Source organism: Alloalcanivorax marinus (assembly GCF_016906305.1).
GTDB classification, from domain to species: Bacteria; Pseudomonadota; Gammaproteobacteria; order Pseudomonadales; family Alcanivoracaceae; genus Alloalcanivorax; species Alloalcanivorax marinus.
Genome location: NZ_JADDOL010000035.1, coordinates 1 through 24,492, shown reverse-complemented (window position 1 = coordinate 24,492; position 24,492 = coordinate 1). Strand labels below are relative to the sequence as shown.

Annotated in this window: 27 protein-coding genes; 8 read left to right on the top strand and 19 right to left on the bottom strand. The window is 67.4% G+C overall.

The features are described from left to right. Positions 1–208: 208 nt before the first annotated feature. The 4 genes from accC to dsbD all read right to left on the bottom strand — a co-directional run bounded on the left by accC (position 209) and on the right by dsbD (position 4,604). Complete coding sequence (gene accC, locus IM760_RS17930; protein WP_204431601.1) at positions 209–1,555, bottom strand: acetyl-CoA carboxylase biotin carboxylase subunit; 1,347 nt, start codon at positions 1,553–1,555, stop codon at positions 209–211. 12 nt (positions 1,556–1,567) lie between these two features. Next, positions 1,568–2,032 carry an acetyl-CoA carboxylase biotin carboxyl carrier protein gene (gene accB, locus IM760_RS17925; protein ID WP_204431600.1) on the bottom strand — a complete coding sequence of 155 codons (465 nt, stop codon included), beginning with the start codon at positions 2,030–2,032 and terminating at the stop codon, positions 1,568–1,570. A gap of 2 nt (positions 2,033–2,034) precedes the next feature. After that, complete coding sequence (aroQ, locus tag IM760_RS17920) at positions 2,035–2,484, bottom strand: type II 3-dehydroquinate dehydratase (protein WP_204431599.1); 450 nt, start codon at positions 2,482–2,484, stop codon at positions 2,035–2,037. Between the two features lie 131 nt (positions 2,485–2,615). Next, positions 2,616–4,604: a protein-disulfide reductase DsbD gene (gene dsbD / locus IM760_RS17915; protein WP_239549976.1), complete on the bottom strand. Its 1,989-nt coding sequence runs from the start codon at positions 4,602–4,604 to the stop codon at positions 2,616–2,618. Positions 4,605–4,819: 215 nt separating this feature from the next. On the opposite strand from dsbD, the gene IM760_RS17910 reads away from it, so the two are divergent. The 3 genes from IM760_RS17910 to IM760_RS17900 all read left to right on the top strand — a co-directional run bounded on the left by IM760_RS17910 (position 4,820) and on the right by IM760_RS17900 (position 7,923). Next, positions 4,820–5,488 (top strand): response regulator, encoded by a 669-nt coding sequence (locus IM760_RS17910; RefSeq protein WP_204431598.1) that lies wholly within the window; start codon positions 4,820–4,822, stop codon positions 5,486–5,488. Next, complete coding sequence (locus tag IM760_RS17905; RefSeq protein ID WP_204431597.1) at positions 5,488–6,807, top strand: ATP-binding protein; 1,320 nt, start codon at positions 5,488–5,490, stop codon at positions 6,805–6,807. Before IM760_RS17910 ends, IM760_RS17905 begins: the two co-directional genes overlap by 1 nt. A gap of 117 nt (positions 6,808–6,924) precedes the next feature. Further along, on the top strand, positions 6,925–7,923 hold the full coding sequence (locus tag IM760_RS17900) for a DUF2333 family protein (protein ID WP_204431596.1): 999 nt from the start codon (positions 6,925–6,927) through the stop codon (positions 7,921–7,923). Positions 7,924–7,936: 13 nt separating this feature from the next. Here the strand turns inward: IM760_RS17900 and cmoA are convergent, their stop codons facing one another. Both cmoA and IM760_RS17890 read right to left on the bottom strand, forming a co-directional pair. Further along, positions 7,937–8,683 (bottom strand): carboxy-S-adenosyl-L-methionine synthase CmoA, encoded by a 747-nt coding sequence (gene cmoA / locus IM760_RS17895; RefSeq protein WP_204431595.1) that lies wholly within the window; start codon positions 8,681–8,683, stop codon positions 7,937–7,939. 91 nt (positions 8,684–8,774) lie between these two features. After that, on the bottom strand, positions 8,775–9,644 hold the full coding sequence (locus IM760_RS17890; RefSeq protein ID WP_204431594.1) for a metal-dependent hydrolase: 870 nt from the start codon (positions 9,642–9,644) through the stop codon (positions 8,775–8,777). 90 nt (positions 9,645–9,734) lie between these two features. On the opposite strand from IM760_RS17890, the gene IM760_RS17885 reads away from it, so the two are divergent. Beyond that, the gene (locus IM760_RS17885; RefSeq protein WP_338021415.1) at positions 9,735–10,778 is read left to right on the top strand and encodes an AraC family transcriptional regulator; all 1,044 of its coding nucleotides are present in this window, start codon (positions 9,735–9,737) and stop codon (positions 10,776–10,778) included. Between the two features lie 9 nt (positions 10,779–10,787). Here IM760_RS17885 and IM760_RS17880 read toward each other — a convergent pair whose 3' ends face one another. From IM760_RS17880 to IM760_RS17865, 4 genes are all read right to left on the bottom strand, one after another. After that, entirely contained in the window at positions 10,788–11,189 is a 402-nt protein-coding gene (locus IM760_RS17880) for a (R)-mandelonitrile lyase (RefSeq protein WP_204431592.1), read from the bottom strand. Between the two features lie 39 nt (positions 11,190–11,228). Continuing rightward, entirely contained in the window at positions 11,229–11,972 is a 744-nt protein-coding gene (locus tag IM760_RS17875) for an SDR family oxidoreductase (protein WP_204431591.1), read from the bottom strand. A 43-nt stretch (positions 11,973–12,015) separates the two neighbouring features. After that, on the bottom strand, positions 12,016–12,657 hold the full coding sequence (locus tag IM760_RS17870) for a carboxymuconolactone decarboxylase family protein (protein WP_239549975.1): 642 nt from the start codon (positions 12,655–12,657) through the stop codon (positions 12,016–12,018). 85 nt (positions 12,658–12,742) lie between these two features. Continuing rightward, complete coding sequence (locus IM760_RS17865) at positions 12,743–13,231, bottom strand: (R)-mandelonitrile lyase (RefSeq protein WP_239549974.1); 489 nt, start codon at positions 13,229–13,231, stop codon at positions 12,743–12,745. A 214-nt stretch (positions 13,232–13,445) separates the two neighbouring features. On the opposite strand from IM760_RS17865, the gene IM760_RS17860 reads away from it, so the two are divergent. Then, positions 13,446–14,351: a LysR family transcriptional regulator gene (locus IM760_RS17860; RefSeq protein ID WP_204431589.1), complete on the top strand. Its 906-nt coding sequence runs from the start codon at positions 13,446–13,448 to the stop codon at positions 14,349–14,351. Positions 14,352–14,366: 15 nt separating this feature from the next. Here the strand turns inward: IM760_RS17860 and IM760_RS17855 are convergent, their stop codons facing one another. From IM760_RS17855 to IM760_RS17835, 5 genes are read right to left on the bottom strand one after another with little or no spacing between them, the layout of a single operon-like run. Continuing rightward, entirely contained in the window at positions 14,367–15,017 is a 651-nt protein-coding gene (locus IM760_RS17855; RefSeq protein ID WP_204431588.1) for a tetratricopeptide repeat protein, read from the bottom strand. After that, positions 15,014–15,799, bottom strand: a complete 786-nt coding sequence (locus IM760_RS17850; RefSeq protein WP_204431587.1) for an SDR family oxidoreductase — start codon at positions 15,797–15,799, stop codon at positions 15,014–15,016. The genes IM760_RS17855 and IM760_RS17850 overlap by 4 nt, the downstream gene beginning before the upstream one ends. Next, complete coding sequence (locus IM760_RS17845) at positions 15,783–16,475, bottom strand: iron-containing redox enzyme family protein (protein WP_204431586.1); 693 nt, start codon at positions 16,473–16,475, stop codon at positions 15,783–15,785. Before IM760_RS17845 ends, IM760_RS17850 begins: the two co-directional genes overlap by 17 nt. Continuing rightward, on the bottom strand, positions 16,465–17,898 hold the full coding sequence (locus tag IM760_RS17840) for an AMP-binding protein (protein WP_204431585.1): 1,434 nt from the start codon (positions 17,896–17,898) through the stop codon (positions 16,465–16,467). The genes IM760_RS17845 and IM760_RS17840 overlap by 11 nt, the downstream gene beginning before the upstream one ends. Beyond that, positions 17,882–18,562: a thermostable hemolysin gene (locus tag IM760_RS17835; protein ID WP_204431584.1), complete on the bottom strand. Its 681-nt coding sequence runs from the start codon at positions 18,560–18,562 to the stop codon at positions 17,882–17,884. The genes IM760_RS17840 and IM760_RS17835 overlap by 17 nt, the downstream gene beginning before the upstream one ends. 149 nt (positions 18,563–18,711) lie before the next feature. Between IM760_RS17835 and IM760_RS17830 the strand changes: the two genes are divergently transcribed. Continuing rightward, positions 18,712–19,272 (top strand): hypothetical protein, encoded by a 561-nt coding sequence (locus tag IM760_RS17830; RefSeq protein ID WP_204431583.1) that lies wholly within the window; start codon positions 18,712–18,714, stop codon positions 19,270–19,272. Between the two features lie 98 nt (positions 19,273–19,370). Here the strand turns inward: IM760_RS17830 and IM760_RS17825 are convergent, their stop codons facing one another. Beyond that, entirely contained in the window at positions 19,371–20,075 is a 705-nt protein-coding gene (locus tag IM760_RS17825; RefSeq protein WP_275579327.1) for an OmpW/AlkL family protein, read from the bottom strand. Between the two features lie 175 nt (positions 20,076–20,250). Continuing rightward, positions 20,251–20,781 carry an inorganic diphosphatase gene (gene ppa, locus IM760_RS17820; protein ID WP_204431582.1) on the bottom strand — a complete coding sequence of 177 codons (531 nt, stop codon included), beginning with the start codon at positions 20,779–20,781 and terminating at the stop codon, positions 20,251–20,253. A 213-nt stretch (positions 20,782–20,994) separates the two neighbouring features. Between ppa and upp the strand changes: the two genes are divergently transcribed. Continuing rightward, positions 20,995–21,621 carry a uracil phosphoribosyltransferase gene (gene upp, locus IM760_RS17815; RefSeq protein ID WP_204431581.1) on the top strand — a complete coding sequence of 209 codons (627 nt, stop codon included), beginning with the start codon at positions 20,995–20,997 and terminating at the stop codon, positions 21,619–21,621. A 32-nt stretch (positions 21,622–21,653) separates the two neighbouring features. Next, positions 21,654–22,964: a uracil-xanthine permease family protein gene (locus IM760_RS17810; RefSeq protein WP_204431580.1), complete on the top strand. Its 1,311-nt coding sequence runs from the start codon at positions 21,654–21,656 to the stop codon at positions 22,962–22,964. An 89-nt stretch (positions 22,965–23,053) separates the two neighbouring features. On the opposite strand, the gene IM760_RS17805 is transcribed toward IM760_RS17810, so the two are convergent. Both IM760_RS17805 and IM760_RS17800 read right to left on the bottom strand, forming a co-directional pair. Continuing rightward, positions 23,054–23,635: an LOG family protein gene (locus IM760_RS17805; protein WP_204431579.1), complete on the bottom strand. Its 582-nt coding sequence runs from the start codon at positions 23,633–23,635 to the stop codon at positions 23,054–23,056. A gap of 87 nt (positions 23,636–23,722) precedes the next feature. Then, positions 23,723–24,319, bottom strand: a complete 597-nt coding sequence (locus IM760_RS17800; RefSeq protein WP_204431578.1) for a DUF2459 domain-containing protein — start codon at positions 24,317–24,319, stop codon at positions 23,723–23,725. Positions 24,320–24,492: the final 173 nt, after the last annotated feature.

Here is a 24,492-nt window from a genome sequence, read left to right as displayed (position 1 = left end):
GCGGCAAGTACGTCCCTGTAGCTCGTTTCCGGCATCCCTGCCTCCAACGGTCCGGGCCGGGGGAAACCGTTCCCGCCTCCGTGCCGGGCGGCACGCCGCTTCCTGTGGAGAGTGGTGGGGGTGTTGGGTGTTGTAGGAGCGGCTTTAGCCGCGATGCCGGGGCGGTGGTGGGGAAAGGCCGGGCGGTGGTCCGCGCCGGCCGTTCGGGTCAGTGGTTGCCCAGTTTCTTTTCCAGGTGGTGGATGTCCACGCCGCCTTCCTTGAAGGCCGGGTCGCGGAAGATTTTGTCGCGGTGCAGGGCCACGTTGGTTTTGATGCCTTCCACCACGATTTCTTCGAGGGCGATGCGCATGCGTTCGAAGGCCACGTCCCGGTTCTCGCCCCAGGTGATCAGTTTGCCGATCAGGGAGTCGTAGAAGGGCGGTACCGTGTAGCCGCCGTAGACGTGGGAGTCGACGCGCACGCCGTTGCCGCCGGGGGCGTGGAAGTAGGTGATCTTGCCGGGGCTGGGCACGAAGCTGACCGGGTCCTCGGCGTTGACGCGGACCTCGATGGCGTGGCCCTGGAAGGTCACGTCTTCCTGCTTGATGGTCAGGCCCTCGCCGCCGGCGATGCGCAGCTGTTCCTTGACGATGTCCACGCCGGTGATCATTTCCGTGACCGGGTGTTCCACCTGCACGCGGGTGTTCATCTCGATGAAGTAGAAGCCTTCGTTTTCGTAGAGGAATTCGAAGGTGCCGGCGCCCCGGTAGTTGATTTCCTTGCAGGCGTTGACGCAGCGCTGGGCCACTTCTTCCTTCAGGTGGGCGGGGATGCCCGGTGCCGGGGCCTCTTCCACCACCTTCTGGTGCCGGCGCTGCAGGGAGCAGTCCCGGTCCCCCAGGTGGATGGCGTGGCCGGCGCCGTCGGAGAGCACCTGGATTTCCACGTGGCGCGGCTTCTGCAGGAACTTCTCCATGTACACGGTGCTGTCGCCGAAGGCGTTCTTGGCCTCGGAGCGGGTCAGGGTCACCGCGTTGAGCAGTTGCTGGCGGTCTTCCACCACGCGCATGCCGCGTCCGCCGCCGCCGGCGGCGGCCTTGATGATCACCGGGTAGCCGATTTCCTCGGCCATCATCAGGGTGGCGTCCTCGTCGTCGCCCACCGGGCCGTTGGAGCCGGGCACCGTGGGCACGCCGGCGGCCTTCATGGCCTCGATGGCGGATACCTTGTTGCCCATCAGGCGGATGGTGTCGGCGCGGGGACCGATAAAGATGAAGCCGGAGCGCTCCACGCTTTCCGCGAAGTCCGCGTTCTCGGCCAGGAAGCCGTAGCCCGGGTGGATGGCGTCCGCGTCGGTGACCTCGGCGGCGCTGATGATGGCCGGGATGTTCAGGTAGGAGTCGGTGGACGGCGCCGGGCCGATGCACACCGCCTCGTCGGCGAGCCGCACGTGCATCAGGTCACGGTCGGCCTTGGAGTACACCGCCACGGTGCGGATGCCCAGCTCCTTGCAGGCCCGCAGGATGCGCAGGGCGATTTCGCCACGGTTGGCAATCAGAACCTTTTCCAGCATGGGAAACCCCCGTTAGACGATGGAGAACAGGGGCTGGTCGAACTCCACCGGCTCGCCGTCCTCCACCAGGATGGCGTCGATGGTGCCGGACTTGTCCGCCTCGATCTGGTTCATCATTTTCATTGCCTCGACGATGCACAGCACGTCGCCGGCCTGCACTTTCTGGCCCACTTCCACGAAGGTGGCGGCGCCGGGGGACGGCGAGCGGTAGAAGGTGCCGACCATGGGCGAGCGCACCAGGTGGCCGCTGGGGGTGTCGTCACGGGGCGCCGGGGCGCTGTCGGCGGCGGGCGCGGGGGCCGGCGCCGGTGCCGGGGCGGCGTACTGCGGATACGGCGCGTACTGCGGCGCCGGCGCGCCGGAATGGCGGCCACCACGGCTGATGCGGACGGATTCCTCGCCCTCCTGGATTTCCAGTTCCTCGATGCCGGATTCTTCCAGCAGTTCGATCAGTTTCTTGATTTTACGGATGTCCATGCTCAGTCCTGTGCCTGATCCAGATGTTCCAGGGCGGCGGTCAGCGCCAGTTGATACCCGGCGGCGCCCAAACCACAAATCACGCCCTCGGCGATGTCGGAGAAATACGAATGCTGCCGGAACGGCTCGCGGGCGTGCACGTTCGACAAATGCACTTCAATGAACGGCAGCGCCACCGCCAGCAGAGCGTCGCGCAGGGCCACGCTGGTGTGCGTGAACGCCGCCGGATTGAAGAGGATGAAATCGGTGCCGTCGGTGCGCGCCGCGTGGATGCGCTCGATCAGCTGATATTCGGCGTTGCTCTGCAGATGCTCCAGCCGGTGGCCCGCCGCGGTGGCCCGCTGTTGCAGGTCACGGTCGATGGCCGCCAGCGTGGTGTGGCCGTACTTGTCGGGCTCGCGCTGACCCAGAAGGTTCAGATTGGGCCCGTGGAGTACGAGGATGCTAGCCAAGACGTCTACCCCTGAAAGTGCGGTCATCTGCATTGAACGTGTGACGAAATACCGGTTTGTCCGGCTTTTTCCATCAACGCTGGCAGTCTAAGGGTATCCGCTTGCGGAAATAAAGGACTTTACACCATTGGTTACAAGTGGGAGCCGGTGGCGGGCAGGATCTTGTTGTTCAGGTGCTTCAGGAAGCGCTCCGAGTCCATTTCACCGAGCACCCGGGCGTCCGGCACCTCGCGGCCGTCGCGGTCGAAGAACACGAAGCTGGGCAGGCCGAAGATGTTGTAATCCGCCATGATCTTCTGGTTCTCGTCGTTGATCTCGGTGATGTCCACCCGGTACAGGTCGAAGTCCGCCATGGCGTCCAGCACCCGCGGGTCGGCCAGGGTGGTGTCTTCCATGACCTTGCAGGCCACGCACCACTCGGCGAAGAAATCCACCAGCACCGGCCGGTCCGCGTCGGCGGAGGCGGCCAGGGCGTCGCGCAGGGGGCCATGGCCGGCCAGGCTCACCCAGGGCCCGTGCTCGCCGTCGGCGGCGGGCCGCGCCGGGCCGCCCGCCGCCTCGCCGCTGGCCGGGGCGGTGGCCACGGCGGCCGGCGCGGTGAGCGGCGCCAGCGGCTGCCAGGGGTCGTCGCCGCCGGCGGCGGCGCCGATCAGCATCAGCGCGCCGTACAGGGCCAGCACCAGGGCCAGGGCGCGCTTCAGCCGGCTGCCGCCCTCGGCCACCGGCTCCAGGGCACCGAGCAGCACGCCATAGACCAGCATCAGCAGGCCATACAGGGCCAGGGTCAGGGTGTCGCCGACGATGCGGTCCAGCAGCCAGATGGCCACGCCCAGCATCACCACGCCGAAGAAACGCTTGATCTCTTCCATCCACACCCCGGCGCGGGGCAACAGATGGCCACCGCCGGTGCCGAAGATGATCAGTGGCACGCCCATGCCCAGGGCCAGGGCGAACAGGGAGGCCGCGCCGGTGAGGGCGTCGCCGGTGCCGGCCACGTAGAGCAGGGCGCCGGCCAGGATCGGCGTCACGCAGGGGGACACCACCAGGGCGGAAATCACCCCCAGCAGCACCGCGCCGGGCACGCCCCCGCCGCCGTCCGGGCCGGCCCGGTTGAGGCGGTCGCGCAGGGCGGCGGGCAGTTGCAGTTCATAGAGGCCGAACATGGACAGGGCCAGCAGCACGAAAATCACCACGCTGGTAAGGATCGCCGCCGGCTGCTGCAGCAGAAACTGCAGATTGAGGCCGGCCCCGAACACCGCCACCAGCAGGCCCGCCAGCGTGTAGGGCACGGCCACGCCAAGCACATAGGCGACGCTCAGCACGAAGCCGCGGCGGGCCCCGGCGGCGCCGCCGCGGGCGGTGCCCCGCCCGGCGATGATGCCGGACAGAATCGGCACCATGGGAAACACGCAGGGGGTGAAGGCGAGCAGGATGCCGCCAGCGAAGAACAGGGCCACGATCAGACCCAGGCCGCGCCCGTTCATCCATTGATTGAAGGCGTTGGCGTCCTCGGAAAACAGGGTGGCGAAAAAACCGTCCTCTTCGCCGGCCGCCACGGGCGGCGGGGCCGCGGCGGCGGAGGCCGTGACGCCACCGTTGCCACCCGGGGTGGGCGCGCTGAAGGCAAAGGTGCGGATCTCCGGCGGGTAGCACAGCCGGTCCTCGATGCAGCCCTGGTATTTCACTTCCAGTTCGGTGTCCGCAAGGGGCACGCTGTCCAGGGGCAGGGTCACGTCCAGCTGGCCGTAATAGACCTGGGTGTCGCCGTAGATCTCGTCGGTCTTGTCCTCCGCCGGGGGCAGGGCCAGGTCGTCGAAATCGGCCAGAAGATTGCCGTTGGCGTCACGCAGGGTGAAGTCCAGCTTGTGCCGGTACAGGTAGACGTGGTCGTAGAGCATGAAGCTGACCAGCAACCGCTGGCGGTCCCAGTCCGCGTCGGTGACCACCTGGATGGCCTCGTCCACGGACGGCAGCGCATCGCCATCGTCGCCGAATCCGGACAGCCCGCCGTCGCTCAGGGACAGGGCCCCGGCCGGTCCGGCCATGATCAGCAGCCCGAGCAGCGCCGTCAGCACGATCCCGGGCCAGCGGCGCGCCCGCCCCCCCTTGAATAACGTCATTCCTTTCTCCCACCGGTTTGCGCTATTGGATGCCTCCCCGCGCGGGAGGTTCCGGGCAGCCTGCCGCCCCGGCTTTAAGAATCCGTTAAGCCCCAACGGCCTATTGTCCCCGCAACCCGTGGGTGGTGCAAAAGCCGGCGGGACTTCTATAGTGATCGGGTGCCGGTAAAGGATGGTGCCGGGGAGAGTCGGAGAGAGCGGGAGAGAGGAGGCCGATGCGGATTCTGCTGGTGGAAGACGACGAAATGCTGGCGGACGGCCTGGTCCGGGCGCTGCGCCATGACGGCTATGCGGTGGACCACGTGGCCCGGGGTGATCTGGCCCAGGCGGCGGTGGAGGACGGCCGCTTCGACGCCGTGCTGCTGGACCTGGGGCTGCCCGGCATGGACGGGCTGGAAGTGCTGCGCGCCCTGCGCCGCCGGCGCCACCCGGTGCCGGTGATCGTGATCAGCGCCCGGGACCGGCTGGACGACCGTATTCATGGCCTGGACGCCGGCGCCGACGACTATCTGATCAAGCCGTTTTCCGTGGACGAGCTGCGCGCCCGGCTGCGGGCCCGCCTGCGCCGGGGCGTGGAACCGGCGCGGGCGCTGCTGCGGGTGGAGGATCTGGAGATCGATCCGGACGCCATGACGGTGACCCGGGACGGCGAGCCGGTGCGTCTGCCGCGCCGGGAAATGGCACTGCTGGTGGAGCTGGCGCGCAGCGCCGGCCGGGTGCTGACCCGCGATCACCTGGAGCAGGCCCTGTACGGGTGGAGCGAGGAAGTGGAGAGCAACGCCCTGGAAGTGCACATTCATCATCTGCGCCGCAAACTGGGCGGCGACCTGATCAAGACCGTGCGCGGGGTGGGCTACATCCTGGCGCCGCCCGAGGGCCGTTGATGTTCTCGATCCGACGTTTTCTGATGACCGCCCTGGTCTCGGTGATCCTGGGCGGTGGGGTGCTGCTGGGTTGGGGCACCTACCATACGCTTTATCACGAACTGGACGAGCAGTACGACGCGGAGCTGGTGCAGAGCACCCGCTTGCTGGCGTCGTTCTGGGACGACGACGCGCCGGACCCCCGGGTGGCCAGGCTGGAACCCTCCGAGCAGCGTTATCAGCGCTATTTCGTCTATCAGCTGTGGCGCGACGGCGAGCTGGTGATGGGCAGCGACGGTGCCCCCCGGGAACCGCTGCTGCCGCTCACCGACCCGGGGCTCGGCGGCCGCTACCGGGAAGTCGGTGGCTGGCACGCCTATGCCCTGCCGCTGTCCGGGCGGCGCTGGGTGGTGGTGGCGGAGAGCGATCGGGCGCGCCGCTCGCTGGTCACCAACACCGCCGTCACGGTGCTGGCGCCCTATGTGCTGAGCGTGCCGGTGATCCTGCTGCTGGTGTGGCTGGCGGTGCGCTGGGGCCTGCGACCGCTGACCCGGCTGGCGCGCTCGGTGTCGGTGCGGGACGCCAACAATCTGACGCCGCTGCGGCACCGCCCGGTGCGGGAGCTGGCGCCGCTCACCGAGGCCATCAATACGCTGCTGGCGCGGCTGGTGGACACCCTGGAGCGGGAAAAGCGCTTCACCGCCGACGCCGCCCACGAACTGCGCACCCTGCTGATGGCGCTGCGCCTGCACGCGGACAACGCGGCCCAGCTCGACGATCCCCAGGAGGTGGCGGCGTCGCTGGCCCAGTTGAGCCGCGCGGTGGATCGGGCCGGCCGCACCGTGGAGCAACTGATGCAGCTGTCGCGGCTGGACCCGCAGCGCGCCGCCGCCGGCGACCGCTGCGACCTGGTGGCGGTGGCCCGGGACTGCATCACCCTGATCGCCCCGCTGGCCGAACAGCGCCGCCAGACCGTGGCGCTGGAGGGGCCGCCGCACCTGTGGGTGGCGATGCCCGCCGAAGTGGCCGACATGCTGATCCGTAATCTGCTCGACAACGCCTGCCGCTATTCCCCGGAAGGCGCCGCCGTGGGCGTGCGCATCGCCGAGGCCGAGGGCCAGGCCCGGGTGGAGGTCAGCGACGGCGGCCCCGGGCTCACCGCCGAGCAACAGCGCCGCTTCACGGGGCGTTTCAGCCGTGGCCGTCAGGATGTGCCCGGTGCCGGCCTGGGACTGTCCATTGTCGATCGCATCCTCAGCATCTATGGTGGGGCGCTTCGTTTCCGGCTGCGCGACGAGGACCGCCCGGCGGCGGCGGTGATGACACTGCCACGGGGTTGACGGCGCCGCCGTGCGGTCGAGGTGGACAGCGCCGCGCGGCGCCGGCCGGCGAGGGGTATAGTGTTGGCGATGAAATGACCGCCAGGAAACGGCGGCGATGGCAACGGGGAAGGGCCCATGAAGGAAGATAAATTCGGACAGAAAGTCGGCGACCGGCTGCTCGACCCGAGGAACAACCGTATCTGGAAGGGGCTGCTGGGCCTGCTGTTGATTCTGCTGCTGGTGGACGCGCTGCTGGGCTGGTACTGGAGCCTGGAGCCGGACCTGCAGCCGGTGAGCCGGGCCGACGGCGCGGTGCCCGGCGAAACCGTGACCCGCGAAGTGATCCATGTGGCCAGCACCCTGCTGGACAAGCCCGGCGGCTACCTGAGCAACGACATGCTGCCCCACCGGCTGTGGCTGGACAATATGCCCAGCTGGGAATACGGCGTGCTGGTGCAGCTGCGCGACGTGACCCGGGTGATGCGCCGCGACATGAGCCGCTCCCAGTCGCAGAGCCAGGAGGACCGTTTCCTGGCGGTGGCCGAACCGCAGTTCAACTTCGATTCGGAAAGCTGGGCCATGCCGGCCACGGAGAACGAATACCGGCGCGGCATCCGGGCCCTGCAAAACTACCTGGAAGCACTGCGCCGGGATGACGGCAGCGCCCATTTCTACACCCGCGCGGACAACCTGAATTACTGGCTCAACGAAGTGCAGAACCGGCTCGGTTCGCTGAGTCTGAGCCTTAGCCAGAGCGTGGGCCGCAGCCAGCTGAACACCGATGAGGACACGCCGGTGGGGCAGCTCGACGAGCGCGAGACCTACGTGCAGACCCCGTGGATGGAAATCGACAACGTCTTCTACGAGGCGCGCGGCGCGTCCTGGGCCCTGGCGCAGTTGATGCGCGCCGTGGAGGTGGATTTCGCCGACGTGCTGCGGCGCAAGAACGCCACCGTCAGCTTCCGGCAGATGGTGCGCGAACTGGAAGCCACCCAGCAGACCCTGTGGAGCCCGGTGATTCTGAACGGGTCCGGCTTCGGCCTGTTCGCCAACCATTCCCTGGTGATGGCCAACTACCTGTCCCGCGCCAATGCCGCCCTGGTGGACCTGAGAAAACTCCTGCAGGAGGGGTAAACCGCGAAGCGGTTTACCCCTTCACCCCGCCCTTTACCCCGATGAAGCCGGCGAAGTTGTACCACTTGAAGAACATGTCCACGCTGTCCAGGCCGGCCCTGGACAGCATGCGCAGGTTCTCGTCCGGCCGATACGGGATCAGCACGTTTTCCAGCGCCTCCCGCTTGCGGGCGATCTCCGTCTCCGAATAGCCGTTGCGCTTTTTCATGTCGTAATAGAGCTTGATCCACTGCCGGTTCAGCAGCGCATCGCTGCCCAGCACCTTCTCCACCAGAATCAGCGCGCCGCCCGGGCGCAGCCCTTCCACCAGAGTGCGCAGCAACCCCTCGCGATTGATCGGCCGTACGAACTGCAGAGTGAGATTGAGCACCACCACCGAGGCGTTGTCGATGGCCACGCCGTCGTTGAGGTCGCCGGCGCACAGCCGCAGGCGGCCCGCCGGCAGCCCCGCCAGGTTGGCGCGGGCCTTGTCCAGCATGGCCTCGGAATAGTCCACCCCGACCAATTCCGCCGCCGGGTCCACCGCCCGGTGCAGACTGTTGAGGGTGATGCCGGTGGAGCAGCCCAGGTCGTAGACCCGGGAGCCGGCGGTGGCGAACTGCGCCGCCAGTTCGCCGATCATGCGTTGCAGTTCCCGGTACTGGGGAATGCTGCGATCGAGCATGTCGTCGAACACCTCGGCGGTGCGTTCGCCGAAGTCGAAGTCGGCGATCGCCCGGTCCTGTTCCGTGAACAGGCGGTCCTTGCGGTCGGATGTCATAGTCTGCCTCGCGTGCTGTGCGAGGCAGAGTGTAACGGAACTTGCCGGCGCGGCGGAGCCCCGCCCCGGCGCCGGGCAGGGAGAGCGGGGATCAGGCGGCGGCGGACACCGCCGGTTCCGGCAGGGTGGCGCGCCACTTTTCCAGCAGGTGGGTATTGTCGTCCTGCCAGGGGTGGAAGCCCGGCCGCAGGTACTGGAACCAGGCCGGGATCGCCTGGCTGACCACGCCTTTGTAGCCGAACATCTTCCACAGCCCCTTGGCCACCGTCAGCGGGCGGCGGTGCGTGCCGTCCTCCTTGAGAAAACGCCAGGTGAAGTAGGTGCTGAACACCGCCAGGTAGGCGGTGCCGTAAAAGAACGCCCGTTGCCGGCGCCAGTAGTCGCCGTCCACGTCCTGGTAGAGGTCGAAGGCCACCGCCTTGTGCTCGGTTTCCTCAATGGCGTGCCACACCCACAGGGGCCGCACCGACGGGTCCATTTTTTCCACCATGTCGGCGCGCCGCAGAATGGTGTCGGCGAGGATCGCGGTGATGTGTTCCAGGCCGGCGGTGGCCGCCAACTGGCGCTCGGCGCTCAGATGTTTGCGGGCGCCGGCCAGCAGCCGCTGCGCCACGCCCAGGGCCTCGTTCACCAGGGCGTCGTAGCCGGGACCGTGGCCGGCCACCAGATCGTTGAAGGCTTTGTGTTCCAGGGAGTGCATGGCCTCCTGGCCGATAAAGCCGGAGATGTCCTTCTGCCGCTGCGGGTCGTCCACCCGGTCACGGAAGGCGCGCACCGCGTCCACGAAAAAGCGCTCGCCGTCCGGGAAGGTCACCGACAGCACATTCATGAAGTGGGTCAGCACCGGATCGTTGTCGAACCAGTAGCGGCTTTGCTCGAACCCCTGGAATTTGAAGTTCATCCGCCGGGGGCGGATCGGCAGCCGCGCCGCCGCGCGGCGTGAACGGGACAGTAAGCTCATCGGTGACTCCGGTTACGGGTGTCATTGATTGATGCTCACAACTATGGTCCAGTCGGCCTTTGCGGTCTTGTTGTGGAGGGCCAACCTGTGGTGACTTCGGGCCGTGCCTGGTTCACCCCCGGCATACCGGGTATCTATGTGGTGCTGCTGTGTGACGTGCTGCGCGAGCTGGGCCATGACCCGGCGCCGCTGCTGCGCCGGCTGGACACCGGCCGGGAGCAGCTGCTGGACCCGGAATTCCGGCTGCCCATGGAGCGCGCCAACCTGGCCGCCGAGATCGGCCTGGCCCTGGTCGGCGACGCCGGTCTGGGGTTCCGCTATGCCCGGGCCATGCGCATTACCTTGCATGGTCCGGTGGGCCTGCTGGCCCTCTCCAGCCCCACCATCGATGATGGCCTGGAAGCGGCGCGCCGCTACCTGGGCCTGCGCGCCCCCTTTCTGGTGGTGGAGCGCGAACCCCTGGAGCGGCAGCGGCAGGCGTTGAGTTTTCGCACCGATTTCGGTCCCGGCCCGGTACGCAGCTTCGTGATCGAAGCCATGGTGATCGGCTTCGTCTATATGCTCGAGCAGTTGATGGAAGCGTCGCCGGACGGCGCCGAGGTGCATTTTCAGGGACCGCCGCCGGCCCACGCGGAAGCCCTGCGACGGGCGTTGCCGGTGCCGGTGCGCTACGACCAGCCCCGCGATGCGCTGATCCTGTCCGCCGCGCTGCTGACCGCGCGGCCACGGCTGGCGGACCCGCAGGCGGAAGCCCTGGCCCGGGAGCAGTGTGAACTGGAGTTCCGGCGCTGGCGCGCCAACCAGGAAGGGCCGCTGCCGGAGCGGGTGCGCGCCGCCCTGCGCGATGGGGACAGCGCGCCGCCGGACCTGGCCGACATGGCCGAACGGCTGGCGGTGTCGCCCCGTACTCTGAAGCGGCACCTGCAGCAGGCCGGCCTCACCTATCGCCGGCTCCAGGACGAAGCCCGCTACCGCCGCGCCCGCAAGCTGCTGGGCGACGGCACCTTGCGCATCAGCGAAGTGGCCTATGCGCTCGGCTACAACGACGTGGCCAACTTCTCCCGCGCCTTCAAGCGCTGGAGCGGTCGCACGCCCAAGGCCTACCGGGGCGGGGAGGGCCCCGGCGAGGCCTGACGGTGGCGATCAGCCGCCGAGGTACTGGTCGTCGGTGACCGGCTCCAGCCAGTCCACGTTGCGGCCGTCCAGCATCTCCTGCACGGCGATGTGGCTCATGGCGGTGCTGCTGGTGGCGCCGTGCCAGTGCTTGTGGCCGGGCGGGCACCAGATGGTATCGCCGGCGCCCACTTCCACCCGTTCTTCGCCTTCACACTGGGTCCAGCCCTTGCCGGAGGTCACGATCAACAACTGACCCAGCGGATGGGTGTGCCAGTTGGTGCGCGCCCCGGGCTCAAAGGTGACCTGGGCGGAGGTGAGGCGGGAAGGCTCCCGCGCCTCGCCGTGAATCGGATCGATGCGCACGCGGCCGGTGAAGCATTCCGCCGGGCCGGCCACCGACTCGCGGGAACCGTTTCTGTTGAGAATCATGGCTGTTCTCCTGAACGCTTTTAAGGGTTGCCCGTGGGGTTACCAGGGTTGGTTGGCCGGGCCCACGGTGAACTCATTGACGGTGGTATCGTCCGGCAGATCCAGGGCGAAGGCCACCACCTCGGCGACCCGCTCCGGAGCAATACCGTACTGCTGATACAGGCCTTTCATTTGTTCGCGGGCCTGCGCGTCGGTGATGGTGCTGAGCAGCTCGGTATTGATCGCCGCCGGGTACAGGGTGGCGGTGCGAATGTTGGTCTCTTCCATGGCCGACTCCATGCGCAGCACTTCCATGAAGTTGCGTACGAACCATTTGGTGCCGCCGTAGACGGAGGCGCCGGGATAGTTTTTCAGGCCGGCCACGGAGGACACCGCCAGCACGTGTCCGGATTTCTGCTCGGTGAAGGTGGGCATCACCGCGGCCACGCCGTTGAGCACCCCTTTGATGTTCACGTCCACCATGCGGTGCCATTCGTCGGTCTTCATGGCCGACACCGGTGAGGTGGGCATCAGGCCCGCATTGAGGAAGATGGCGTCGACACCGCCGAAGGTGTCCTTGGCCAGTTGCACGATGCGCTCGTTGTCTTCCGGGCGCACCACGTCAAGCGCCTGATAGGCGGCCTGGCCACCGGCCTGTTTGATCTCGTCGGCGATGCGTTCGAGGCTTTCCTCCCGGCGGGCGCCGAGCACTACCTTGGCGCCTTTTTCCGCCAGCAGTTTGGCGCTGGCTTCGCCGATGCCGGAGGAGGCGCCGGTGATGACGATGACTTTGTCTTTAATCATGATTTGGCTCTCTCTAGGGACGGTTCGCTATGGGTTCAGAGGGTTACTGATTCAGGTGTGTGTTCAGGGCCTGGCGGGCGCGCTCCGCGCTGGCCGGGTCCACGCGCTCGGCCAGCACCTCGGCCAGTTGCCGCAGCTGTTGTTCGCCAACACCGGTGTTCATGGCCATGCCCATGTGTGCCCGCAGTTGGGATTCGGCGCCCCGCAGAGACGCCAGCATGGCCACGGTGGCCAGTTCCCGGTCCCGCCAGCTCAGGTTGTCGCGGGCAAAAATGTCGCCGAACAGGTGCGTTTTCAGGTATTCGTCCGCCGCCGGCGCGAACTCGAACAGGGGGCCCTTCACCGGTTGGCCGGCCAGCTCGGTCTGGTTGGCGGTCCCCGTGGCGAGCAGTTCATCCCCTTTCGGAACGGGGCTGGACGGCGTGTTGCCAGGGGCGTCCTCGATGCCCCGAGCCTTGCGGTCCTCGACCACCTTCATGAAGGTGCCCAGCGCGTTCAGGCTGCGGGGGAAGCCGGCATAGGCATAGAGCTGGACCAGCACCTCCTTGCCGTCGTTGACGGTCATGCCCGCGTTGAGTGCATCGCGTAGCGCGCCGTCCAGGGCATCCAGATCGCCGGCGGCGGCGAAGGACGCCACCGGGATGAGGGCCTGCTGGCGCTGCGTGAGAGTTTGCTCCTGATTCATGGTGGCCTCCTTGGCGGGTGTGGATGAAAGGGCCTGGCCCGGGATCGGCGCCAACAACGCCAACAGAGCGGCGGCCAGAAACGGTTTAAGAGTCATTGGGGCGCCCCGCGTACTGGCTGTCGGTGACCTTTTCCATCCAGTTCACGTTCTCGCCGTCCGCGTCCTGGCCGGTCACCACCAGGTGGGTCATGGCGGTCTCGGCGGCGGCGCCGTGCCAATGTTTTACGCCGGGCGGGCACCACACCACGTCGCCGGGTTTGATGCGGCGGATCGGTTTGCCCCATTCCTGGGTCAAGCCGACGCCCTGGGTGACCACGATGTGCTGGCCCTTGGGGTGGGTGTGCCAGGCGGAGCGGGCGCCGGGTTCGAAGGTGACGTAGGCGCCGGAGGCGTTGATGGCGTCGGTGCCGGGAAACAGCGGGTCGACCCGGACGTCACCGGTGAAGAATTGTTCGGGGCCGGCCATGGACGCCTGGCTGCCGGCGGCGGTGAGGGTCTGCCCGGCCGGGTCGGCGACGGCGGTGGTGGAGGCGGCCAGTGCCATGGCCCAGATCGCGGTCTTGATTGCTCTCATCGAGTTGCTCCGGATTGGTCGACATCATGAGCAAAAGATAAGGTCCGTGCGTGTCCTCAACAACCGGTCCGTGCTCATTGCAATCATGAAAGCAGTGCATGGATGAGGTGGGCTTTACCGGGTAAAATTCCGAAAAAACGGAGTTATTGTTCTTGCTGACTCATTAATGCGTCGCCGAACGCGGCCGGCGTGCCCGGCGAGGGAGACCATTGGGATGCGTGAGGAATTGAGCGACCTGGCCCTGTTCATGGTGGTCGCGGAAGAGAAAAGTTTTACCCGGGCGGCGGCGCATCTGGATCTGTCGCAGTCCGCCGTCAGCCACGCCATGCGGCGGCTGGAAGCCCAGGTGGGCATCAAACTGCTGAACCGGACCTCGCGGCGGGTGTCGACCACGGACGCCGGCGAGAAGCTGCTCGCCGCCCTGCGACCGGGGCTCGGCATGATCCGTTCCAGGGTCGAGGAACTGCGTTTGCTGGGTGACGCGCCGAAGGGGCTGGTGCGGATCGCCGCCAGTAAACCGGTGCTGCGCAGCGTGCTGTGGCCGAAGCTGTCCGCCATCATCCGCGATTACCCGGAGATCCAGATCGAGCTGAACCTGGAGAGCCGCCTGACCGATCTTGCCGAGGACCGTTTCGACGCCGGCATCCGGCTCCGCGAGTTCATCAGCCCGGACATGGTGGCGGTGAAGGTGAGCCCGCCGATCCGCATGGCGGCGGTGGCCACGCCCGGCTATTTTCAGCGCCACGGCGTGCCGGAGCATCCGGAGGATCTGGATCATCACGCTTGCCTGGGGCTGCGGTTTCACGCCAGCGCGCCGATCTACGATTGGGAGTTTGAGAAGAACGGCGAAGCGCTGCAGAAAAAGGTGGCCGGGCCTTTTGTGTTCAGCGAAAGCGACATCTGCGTGGAAGCGGCCAAGGCCGGCCACGGCATCGCCTTCGTCACCGAGCCGGAGGTCATCGAGGATGTGGAAGCCGGCACGTTGCGCCGGGTGCTGGCGGACTGGTGTCCGCCGTTCGATGGCTATTATCTGTGCTACTCCGGAAGGCGCAACATCAGTTCCGCCTTCCGGCTGGTGATCGATCGCTTGAAGCATCAGGACGACGCCGGCCCCCGCTAAGGGCGCCGGCGTCGCTCAGGACGCCAGCGCTTTCAGCTTGCCCTGGATTTCCTGGCGGCGGCCCTGGTCGGCCAGCGGCCGCTGAGGGCGCGGCGGGGCCTGCAGGGCCTTGGTGAAGTAACGGCGGGCGCCGTCCTGGTCGCCCTGGTCGAGCAGAAAGTCCGCGTAGAAATAATTGCTGTCGATGCCGTCCGGATTGATTTCCAGGGCGCGGGTCAGCAGCTCGCGGGCCTTGTCGTCATCGCCGAAGCCGATCGGCCAGCCGGGTACCTGGTAGTAGAGGCTGCCCAGGGAGGTAAGCGCGGAACCGTCCAGGCTGCGTTCGTCCACGGCGATGGCCTGCTCGAAATCCTGGCGCGCCTGTTTCACCAGAGACAGGGCGCCCAGGCCGCCCTTGGCGCCGGCCCAGGTGCTGAGCACGATGCCGTCCCAGATTTTCGCCTCCGGACGCTCCGGGTGGGCGGCGGCGAACCGCTGGCTGCGGTCGCGCAGGATTTCGAAGGCATCGGCTTTTTCTTTCTCGGCGGTCTGGTACTGGATTTCCGCCCAGCGGGTCTGGATCGCCAGCAGCTCGTCGTCGAAGGCGTCGGCGTGGGCCGCCCAGGGCAGCGCCAGCAGAATCACCGCCAGCAGGCCGGGCAATACGGAACGAAGAACGTTTTTCACGATGAAGCTCCTTGTTTGAGAAAGCGCTGAATCACGGGCAGTTGCTTGCGCAGGGCCTTGTCCACCAGGCGCGGCAGCAGAGCGTTGAGACGAACGAACAGCTTTTCCGGCCAGCCCAGAAAGGTGTTGGCGGGGCGGCCATCGAGGGCGCGCAACAGCCGCCGGGCCACCGCTTCCGGGGCGTCCATGCGGTTGCCCAGGGTTCGGTTCATGGCCTCCACCCGGTGGCCGTTCATGGCGGTGCGGGTGGCCCGGGGGGCCACGTAGCGCACCCGGATAGGGGTGTCCGCCAGTTCCCGGCGCAGCGCTTCGGTGAAACCGCGCAGGCCGAACTTGCTGGCGCAGTAGGCGGTGTAGCCCGGGTAGCCGATGCTGCCGAAGGTGGAGCCGACGAACAGCAGCGTGCCCCGGTCGCGGCGGCGCAGGCCGGGCAACAGCTCGCGGGTCAGCACCAGGGCGCTGCGCAGGTTGACGTCCAGGGTTTCCGCCAGGCCGGCGTCGTCGTTGCCTTCGGCGGCCACGAAGTGGTTGATGCCGGCGCAGTGGATCAGTCCGTCGGGCAGGCCCTGCTCGGCGATCAGGTCGACCACCCGGGCGCCCAGGTCCGGCGCGCTCAGGTCCAGGCGCACCGGCACCGCCCGTTCATGCTGAATGGGCGAGACGCCGCGCCGGGACGCCACCAGCACCCGGTCGCCCCGGTCCAGCAGGCCGCGCAGGACTTCCTTGCCGATGCCGCCGCTGGCGCCGAGCAGCAGCCAGCAACGTTCAGGCGACCCGCTCATGGGCACCTCCCCGCCGCTGACCCGCGCCGCCGGCCACCGGCACCGCGTGCAGCATGTCGCCGTACAGCCGGTAGATCACGCGGCTGGCATGGATCACCGCCTGGCGGTCGTCATCGGCCTCGATGCGATTGATCAGGCCGGTGAAGAATTGATAGTGGTCCTGGTCCAGGGCGCCGTGGGAGTACAGGTAGCTGAACGCCTGCTTGGGCAGAGCCAGGGTTTTCTGCACCTGCTCGCCGAGCGGCGTGGCCAGGGCGATGCTGGTGCCTTCCAGCACGTGCACCATGCCGAAGAACGACACCGGGTTGCCACGGGCGATGGCGTCGTACAGCCAGGCCACCATCATTTCGATGGGCAGGTCCGGCTGGCCATGGCGCACCGCGTCCACGTCCGCGCCCAGGGCCTCCAGGTCATTGAGAATCCATTCCTGGTGGCCGTACTCGTCGCGGATGTATTCCACCAGCGCCTCGCGCATCCACTCCAGCCGTGCCGGCAGGCGCGCGCCGCAGGCCATCATCAACGGCACCGTGTGCTTTACGTGGTGATAGGCCTGGCTGAGGAAGTAGCTATAGCTCTCCAGGTTGAAGCGGCCTTCGGGGATGGCCGCCAGCACCGGCGCGTGCAGCAGATGGGCGCGGGCGTCCTCGGTCTGACGTTGCAGGATGTCATGAAACATGGGGTACCTCGGGTTCCGGTTCGGAAAGGGGGATAAACAGGGATTCGGGATAGCGCGCCTCGATGGCGTCGCGGCGCGGCCGCCCGTTGGCGGTGGCCAGCCCGTTGTCCACGGTGAAGGGGGTGTCGGCCACGGCGATGCGGGTGACCCGGGCGTAGTCCGGCAGCCCGGCATTGACCGCCGCGATCTGGCTCAGCAGCGACTCGCGGTCGGCGCCGGGCACCGGCACCACCACCGCGCGCAGGGCGGGTTCGCCGTCGCCCTGCACCACCAGGGTGTGCACCGCCGGGCAGACCTGGAAGGCGGTCTCCACCCATTCCGGGCTGACGTTGCGGCCAAAGGCGGTGATCAGCAGATTCTTGCGACGCCCGTGCACGTACAGAAAACCGTCCGCGTCCAGGCGGCCCAGGTCGCCGGTGGGCCATTCGTCGCCGGCGGCCTGGCCGAGATAACCGTTCATCACCGCGTCGCGCACATGGATCTCGCCGTGCTCATCCACCCGCACCCGGGCATGGGGCAGCACCCGGCCAACACTGCCGGGGCGGTCGGCGCCGGGCACATTGAGCGCCACCACCGAGCCGCATTCCGACAGGCCGTAGCCTTCATAGACTGGCAGGCCCAGGCCCCGGGCGCCGGTCAGCAGCCCCGGGTCCACCTTGCCACCGCCCACCGCGATAAAGCGCAGGGACGCCGGCGGCGGCGTGCCCCGGGCGGCCATCATCATCAGCACGCGCAGCAGCTCCGGCACCAGGATCACGCTGTGCGGTCGCCAGCGCGCCAGGGCGCCGGCGAACGCCGCCGGGTCCAGCCGGGAGCTGCCGGTGAAGCCCAGGGTGGCCAGGTCCGGCAGGATCACCCGGGCGCCGAGCCACAGCGGCACATACACCCCCGCCACGTTTTCCAGCAGCGTGGCCAGCGGCAGCACGCACAGGTGGCGCTGGCCGGCATGGGGCGCCAGGGCCTCGGCCAGGGCGGTGACGGTGCGCCGCAAATGGTCGTCGCTCAGGCACACCCCTTTCGGGGTGCCGGTGCTGCCGGAGGTAAAGGTGATCTTGGCCGGCCCGCCCGCTTCCGAGGTGGGCGCCACGCCGGTGGCCGCCAGGCGATCCTGGTCGGCCTGATACAGATGGTCCAGGCGTGCCTCGTGGATCAGGTGGCGCCGCTGCGCGTCGCTGAAGAACGGCGGCACCGGCACCACCGGCAGATCCAGCCGGCGGGCCGCCAGGTCGGCCACCACCCAGGCCGGCCCGTTGCCGCCGGCCAGCGCCAGGCGGCGCACGCCGGCTTCCCGGAAGCGCTCCGCCTGGCGGGCCACGCGCAGATGCAGGGCGGCATAGGTGATTTCGCCGTCGGCGGTTTCCAGGGCCACGGCCCCGGGCTGGCGGCGGGCGTGCCCGGCAAGGCGATCAAGCAACCACGTCATGACGCACCTCCGGATCGCCGTAGCCCGGGGCCGGATGCAGCCAGCCGGCGCGGCTGAGCACATGATGGCCGGGCGGCACATAACCGGCCATCACCCGGGGATCGTGCCGGTAGTAGTCGCCCCAGCGGCCGGCATCGCCGCGCAGCCGGGCCGGGTCCGCCGGCGCCAGGCACACCGGCGCCAGTCCCAGGCGCGCGAACATATTGCGCACCTGCACGGTGGCGGTGAAGGCGATCCAGTCCACGCCCAGGCTGGGCAGCAGGGCGGTCAGGGCGATGAACAGCAGGCGCCCGGCGCCGGAGCCGTCGGCGGCCAGGCTGGCCACCTCCAGCAGGCGGTGGCGGGCCACCGGGGTGCCGGCCAGGGCCGACACCGCCTCTTCCAGCGGTGTATCCAGGTATTGCTCCAGAAACAGCCGGCGGCCGGCCGCGGGGGTCAGGGCGGCCACCGCCCGGGGCTGGCCGAACGGGTCGTTGAGTGCCATCAGGGTGGGGGCGGTAATGCGCGGGCGGGCGCCGTAGCTGGCACGATACCGCCGGCGCGCGAAGGCGGCGGCGTCGTGGTAGCCGGGCTCGCCGGGGCGGCAAAGACGGGCTTCCAGCGGCACCCCCTGAAGCATCAGGGGGCGGCGCAGGCAAACTGGGTCGAAAACGGCTGGCGTCATGGGCGGACTCCCGGTTCTGAGAGTCCCATTCGGCGCCCGCAATCTTAATGCTCTCTTAAAAGAAAAAAAGACGAGGGTAAAGTCGCTGGACGCGTGTCGTATTAATAAGCGAAATCATTTCTAATCAGAAAAATCACAAGGGGGATGTCATGAACAACAGCCACGACCAGGTCGACCCGTACCAGGCTCCGAGCGCGGAAATCACGCCAGCCTCGCCTTCTTCCTCCGCGCCCTTTTATCTGGTCTCGCCGGCGAAATTCTCGCTGCTATTCTGGAGCACCATGGGGATCTACGACCTCTATTGGCAATATAAAAACTGGGCCCTGTACCGCGAGGCGCGGGGCGGCGGCGGCTTGCCGGTACTGCGCGCGCTATTCAGTATTTTCTTCGCGCCGTCCTTATTTCATCACATCGCCAGGGAGGCGCGGGCGGCGGGCGTGCCCGGCACTTTTCGGCCATCGGCGCTGGCGGTGGTGTACATGCTGGGCACTCTGTTTTCCACCGTGGGCAACAATTTGATCGACCAGCCGAGCCTGGCGGGTCTGTTGCTCTGGCTGGGAGGCTGGTGGTGCTGCTGCCGGTGTGGTGGGCTCTGCGGCGTTGTCAGAAACGCATCAACGCCACGCTCGGCGACGAAGCCGGTGTCGCCAACAGTCGTATTACCTGGGCGAATGCGGTATGGATCGGGTTCGGCGGTCTGCTGTGGCTGAGTACGCTGTGGGGGCTGGCGGCGTGGGGATGGGTAATGCTCGGTCAATAATGACCGGACAAGGCGCTGGCGCCTTGTCCGGTGCGGCGGTGCCGGTGATCAGAACTTGTAGCCCAGACCCACCATGTACACCCAGGGATCCACGTCCACGTTCACCTTGGTTTCGCTGATGCTCAGGGCGGTGGGGCCCTTCACGGTGGCGTCGGTTTCGATGTCCATGTACCAGACCGAAGCGTTCACCAGCAACTTGTCGGTGAGCATGTAGTCGACACCGGCCTCCAGGGCCAGGCCCCAGGAATCATCCAGTTCCAGATCGCTGAAACCCTGGGCCTTGCGGGTGTCGGTCAGGTCTTCCTCGAAGAAGGTGGTGTAGTTGATGCCGGCGCCCACGTAGGGCTGCACGGCGGAAGACGGGTCCATGGGGTAGTACTGCAGCAGCACCGTGGGCGGCAGGTGTTTGATGTCCGCCAGCTTGCCGTCCAGGCCGGCGCCCAGACCCTTGACGCCCACTTCGTGCTCGAACGGAGTGGCGCCCACCAGTTCCACGCCGAGCCGGTCGGAGAGCATGTAGCTGAAGGTCAGGCCCAGCTGGGTGTTGCTGTCCAGAGTGGCGCCGGTGCCGGCGGCCGCCACGCCGTTGAACTTCAGATCGCCGCTGTCCTCGCGCGGATCCACGGTGGCCGCGCCCGCGCGCACGATGAAGGCGCCGGCTTCGTGGGCCTGGGCCGCGCCGGCCATGGCCAGAATGGAGCCGGCCATTGCCAGCGTGACTGCTTTACCCAGAAGGTGCCGTGAGAATGCCATGGTGCTGTCCCCTGTTTGATGCTGAAAGTGGTGCTGATTGCGATGGGGACAGGGTGCCCCGATCACCGGCAAAAAGAATTGCCCTGGGTCAAGACCGTGGACGCAAAACGAAAAAGGCCGGGCGGGGCCCGGCCTTTCTCCGACGGTCGGCGGAACATCCGCGCGACGGTGGCGTTTACTGTTTTTCGTAGGCTTCCACGGACTTGAGGATCTCTTTCTTGGCGGCCTCGGCGTTGTCCCAGCCGTCCACCTGAACCCATTTGCCGGCTTCCAGATCCTTGTAGTTCTCGAAGAAGTGCTTGATCTGGGCCAGCAGCAGCTCGGGCAGATCGGTGACTTCCTGAACGTGGTCGTACAGCTTGCTCAGCTTGGTGTGGGGCACCGCCACCAGCTTGGCGTCCTTACCGGCCTCGTCGGTCATATTGAGGATGCCCACCGGGCGGCAGCGAATCACGGAACCGGGCACCACCGGGTACGGAGTCACCACCAGCACGTCCAGCGGATCGCCGTCCTCGGACAGGGTGTTGGGGATGTAGCCGTAGTTGGCCGGGTAGAACATGGGGGTAGCCATGAACCGGTCCACGAAAATGGCGTTGCTGTCCTTGTCGATCTCATACTTGATGGGATCGGCGTTGGCCGGAATCTCGATGGCCACGTAGATGTCTTCGGGAACGTCTTTTCCGGCGGGTACCTTTGCAAAATCCATGGTCTGTCCTTCAGCGTATGGGTCAGCGGGCAGGGGACCGCGGCGGTGCCCCGTTGAATGGGCGCGGATTATAGCAATGGCGCGGCCCGCGTGGCTAATCGGCGACCGCCGGCTGGCACGAAAGTGGCAGGGACCCGTGAGAAGACGGCGCCGGGCCGGTACAATCCCGGCTTTGATGTGTACGTGAACCGCGCCGCCGAGGAGTCGCCGCCCATGCCCGTCCATGAAATCACCCATCCCCTGGTCAAACACAAGCTGGGTATCCTGCGCCAGCAGAGCCTGAGCACCCGCAGTTTCCGGCAGGTCACCGCCGAGCTGGCGGCGCTGCTGACCTACGAGGCGACCAGCGATCTGGCGCTGGAAGACTACCAGGTGCAGACCTGGGCGGGCCCGGCGCCGGCCCAGCGCATCAAGGGCAAGAAGGTCACCGTGGTGCCGATCCTGCGGGCCGGCATCGGCATGCTGGACGGCGTGCTGGAGCTGATTCCCAGCGCCCGGGTCAGCGTGGTGGGGGTTTACCGCAACGAGGAAACCCTGCAGCCGGTGGCCTACTTCGAGAAGCTGGCCCACGGCCTGAACGAGCGGCTGGCGCTGGTGGTGGACCCGATGCTGGCCACCGGCGGCTCCATGCTGGCCACCATCGAGATGCTCAAGAAAGCCGGCTGTAAGCAAATCCGCGCATTGGTGCTGGTGGCCGCCCCGGAAGGCGTGCGTCGGGTGGAGCAGGAGCACCCGGACGTGACCATCTACACCGCCAGCATCGACCAGGGGCTTAATGAAGACGGCTACATCGTGCCCGGCCTGGGCGACGCCGGCGACAAGATCTTCGGCACCAAGTAAGCGCACAGCCCAACCAACGGGGGGAGCGGGCAATGAACGATTCACCGGGATTCTGGAACTGGAAGATCATCCTGATCGGCGCGCAGATGCTGTTCGTGGCGTTCGGCGCCATGGTGCTGATGCCGTTGCTCACCGGCCTGGACCCGAGCGTGGCGCTGTTCACCGCCGGCCTCGGCACCCTGCTGTTTCAATGGATCACCGGCCGCTCGGTGCCGGTGTTCCTGGCCTCGTCGTTCGTGTTCGTGGCGCCGATCAGCCACGGCATCGACCAATGGGGCGTGGCCGCCACCATGGGCGCGCTGATGTGCACGGCGCTGGTCTACGTGCTGCTGGGCGCCCTGGTGAAATGGCGAGGCCCCGGCTTTCTGCACCGGCTGATGCCGCCGGTGGTCACCGGCCCGATCATCATGGTGATCGGCCTGAGTCTGGCGCCCACCGCGGTGAACTTCGCCATGGGCCTGACCGGCAACGGCGCCGAGCGTCTGTTCCCCTATGGCGAGGCTCTGCTGGTGTCCTGCGTGGCCCTGGCCACCACCGCCCTGGTGGCGACCCTGGCCCACGGCCTGTTCCGGCTGCTGCCGATCCTCTGCGGCGTGCTCGCCGGTTATCTGGCGGCGCTGCTGCTGGGCATGGTGGATTTCACCACCGTGGAGCAGGCCGGCTGGCTGGCGGTGCCGGCCTTCGTGACCCCCAGCTTCCACCTGCCGGCGATCCTGTTCATGATCCCGGTGGCGCTGGCGCCGGCCATCGAGCACGTGGGCGACGTGCTGGCGATCAGCAACGTCACCGGCAAGGACTACATCAAGAAGCCGGGGCTGCACCGCACCCTCACCGGCGACGGCATCGCCAGCATGGCGGCGGCGCTGTTCGGCGGCCCGCCCAACACCACCTATTCCGAGGTCACCGGCGCGGTGATGCTGACCAAGGTGTTCAACCCGGTGGTGATGACCTGGACCGCGATCTTCGCCATCGCCCTGGCCTTTATCGGCAAATTCGGTCAGCTGCTGCAGAGCATCCCCACGCCGGTGATGGGCGGCATCCTGATCCTGATGTTCGGCTCCATCGCCAGCGTCGGCATGAATACCCTGATCAAGGCCCGGGTGGACCTGCACCAGCAACGCAATCTGGTGATCGTGGCGGTGACGCTGATCTTAGGTATCGGCGGCATGGTGGTGGGCAACGGCGAATTCACCCTGCAGGGCATCAGCCTGTGCGGCCTGGTGGCGGTGTTCCTCAACCAGGTGCTGCCGGCGGCCCGGGACGAGGCCGACGATCTCCACGAAGAGCAGGAGTACGTGAACGATTTGTTGGATCACGCGCGCGGAAAAAACGACAAGGACTGACGCGTTCACCCTAGGAGCGGTTGTTCGACCGCGATCACTGGCCGTTCCCGCCGGGCCATCGCGGTGGGACCACCGCTCCTACGCACGGATTACAAATCCGCTTTCCTGACCCAGGTCTTGGCCTCCGGTTTCTGGTAGTCCGCCATGCGGTCCAGCAGCCGCGCCGGGTCCGATTCCACGATCAGCATGTCCCGGTGGGCCGGGCGCAGAAACGCTTCCCCGGTGGCGTGATCCAGGAAGGCAGTCAGGCCGTCGTAGTAGCCGTCCACATTGAGCAGCGCGCAGGGATTCTCGTGCCAGCCCAGCTGCCCCCAGGTCCAGATCTCGAACAGTTCCTCCAGGGTGCCGACGCCGCCGGGCATGGCGATAAAGCCGTCGGCCAGGGACGCCATGCGGGTTTTACGTTCGTGCATGGAGGCGGTGACGTGCAGCTCGGTGAGCCCGGGGTGGGCGATTTCCTTATCGCGCAGGGCTTCGGGAATCACCCCGGTGGCGCGCCCGCCGGCGTCCAGCACCGCGTCCGCCACCACGCCCATGATGCCCACGCTGGCGCCGCCATAGACCAGCCCCAGATCCCGTTTAACCATCTCCCCGGCCAGCGCCCGGGCGGCCTCGGCATAGACCGCCCGGCGCCCGGGGCTGGACCCGCAATACACACAAACACTGCGCATGCACTCTCTCCACTGATTGGCTGTCTCGATTGGGGCGCCAAGGATGCCCCGGTGCGCCCCCGGGCGCAAACCGGAACGGCGCCGGGGTTATTCCGGGCAGGCGCCGGTGCCGGCGACCCGCAACTGATCGATGACGCCGTCGGCGGTGAGCGTGCGGTCGCCGACCGCCACTCCCGCCAACGCCAGCCGCCGGGCGGTCCAGGTGTTGCAGGTATGGCCGAACCAGAAGGTGCCCCGGGCCGGGAAAAAGCGGCTGTCGCCGTACAGCCCGGGATCGTCGTCCACGGGCCGGCCGTCTTCGCCGAGCCGGAAATCGGCGGCGATGGTGGCCTGCAGGCGGCGCAACGCCGACGCCGGCAGGCACACCGCCTGGATGTCGGTATGGGGCTCCCGGGCCGGGTGCCGCTCCAGGCCGACCACATGCAGCACCGTGCCGGTGGGCCAGAACAGGGCCTTGGTCAGGTTCCAGGCGTTGTCGGTGTGACGGTAGAAGTCATCGTCCCCCCAGCCGATCTCGTACCAGGCCGGCTCGGCGTAATAAGCGCGCAAGAACGCCAGCGACGGGCTCAACCGCTCGGCGGGCAGGGCAATGCCCGTGTGCCAGCGATGGCGCACCACCAGCACGGTGGCCGGGTCGTCGTCGGCTGGCGTGGGGCTGCAGTACGCCAGCGTTATCAGAACCATCAAAAGCGGGAGGCTTTTCATTGGGCATTATAAACATGGAAACTCACGGTTTGCCGTGCAGAAGAACTCGACGATTGACGGCTTTTTTTGAGTTCATCGCGCTTTGGCGGGGAGTCTCGCTCCAGCCGGGGCGCGGCTCAGGGCGCGACGCCCTTCCGGGAACGCCGCGAGTA

Coding starts and splice junctions, on each gene's coding strand:
- accC (WP_204431601.1), bottom strand. CDS start 1,555: ATGCTGGAAAAGGTTCTGATTGCCAACCGTGGCGAAATCGCCCTGCGC.
- accB (WP_204431600.1), bottom strand. CDS start 2,032: ATGGACATCCGTAAAATCAAGAAACTGATCGAACTGCTGGAAGAATCC.
- dsbD (WP_239549976.1), bottom strand. CDS start 4,604: ATGACGTTATTCAAGGGGGGGCGGGCGCGCCGCTGGCCCGGGATCGTG.
- IM760_RS17910 (WP_204431598.1), top strand. CDS start 4,820: ATGCGGATTCTGCTGGTGGAAGACGACGAAATGCTGGCGGACGGCCTG.
- IM760_RS17905 (WP_204431597.1), top strand. CDS start 5,488: ATGTTCTCGATCCGACGTTTTCTGATGACCGCCCTGGTCTCGGTGATC.
- IM760_RS17900 (WP_204431596.1), top strand. CDS start 6,925: ATGAAGGAAGATAAATTCGGACAGAAAGTCGGCGACCGGCTGCTCGAC.
- cmoA (WP_204431595.1), bottom strand. CDS start 8,683: ATGACATCCGACCGCAAGGACCGCCTGTTCACGGAACAGGACCGGGCG.
- IM760_RS17890 (WP_204431594.1), bottom strand. CDS start 9,644: ATGAGCTTACTGTCCCGTTCACGCCGCGCGGCGGCGCGGCTGCCGATC.
- IM760_RS17880 (WP_204431592.1), bottom strand. CDS start 11,189: ATGATTCTCAACAGAAACGGTTCCCGCGAGTCGGTGGCCGGCCCGGCG.
- IM760_RS17875 (WP_204431591.1), bottom strand. CDS start 11,972: ATGATTAAAGACAAAGTCATCGTCATCACCGGCGCCTCCTCCGGCATC.
- IM760_RS17870 (WP_239549975.1), bottom strand. CDS start 12,657: ATGAATCAGGAGCAAACTCTCACGCAGCGCCAGCAGGCCCTCATCCCG.
- IM760_RS17865 (WP_239549974.1), bottom strand. CDS start 13,231: ATGAGAGCAATCAAGACCGCGATCTGGGCCATGGCACTGGCCGCCTCC.
- IM760_RS17860 (WP_204431589.1), top strand. CDS start 13,446: ATGCGTGAGGAATTGAGCGACCTGGCCCTGTTCATGGTGGTCGCGGAA.
- IM760_RS17850 (WP_204431587.1), bottom strand. CDS start 15,799: ATGAGCGGGTCGCCTGAACGTTGCTGGCTGCTGCTCGGCGCCAGCGGC.
- IM760_RS17845 (WP_204431586.1), bottom strand. CDS start 16,475: ATGTTTCATGACATCCTGCAACGTCAGACCGAGGACGCCCGCGCCCAT.
- IM760_RS17840 (WP_204431585.1), bottom strand. CDS start 17,898: ATGACGTGGTTGCTTGATCGCCTTGCCGGGCACGCCCGCCGCCAGCCC.
- IM760_RS17835 (WP_204431584.1), bottom strand. CDS start 18,562: ATGACGCCAGCCGTTTTCGACCCAGTTTGCCTGCGCCGCCCCCTGATG.
- IM760_RS17830 (WP_204431583.1), top strand. CDS start 18,712: ATGAACAACAGCCACGACCAGGTCGACCCGTACCAGGCTCCGAGCGCG.
- IM760_RS17825 (WP_275579327.1), bottom strand. CDS start 20,075: ATGGCATTCTCACGGCACCTTCTGGGTAAAGCAGTCACGCTGGCAATG.
- ppa (WP_204431582.1), bottom strand. CDS start 20,781: ATGGATTTTGCAAAGGTACCCGCCGGAAAAGACGTTCCCGAAGACATC.
- upp (WP_204431581.1), top strand. CDS start 20,995: ATGCCCGTCCATGAAATCACCCATCCCCTGGTCAAACACAAGCTGGGT.
- IM760_RS17810 (WP_204431580.1), top strand. CDS start 21,654: ATGAACGATTCACCGGGATTCTGGAACTGGAAGATCATCCTGATCGGC.
- IM760_RS17805 (WP_204431579.1), bottom strand. CDS start 23,635: ATGCGCAGTGTTTGTGTGTATTGCGGGTCCAGCCCCGGGCGCCGGGCG.
- IM760_RS17800 (WP_204431578.1), bottom strand. CDS start 24,319: ATGGTTCTGATAACGCTGGCGTACTGCAGCCCCACGCCAGCCGACGAC.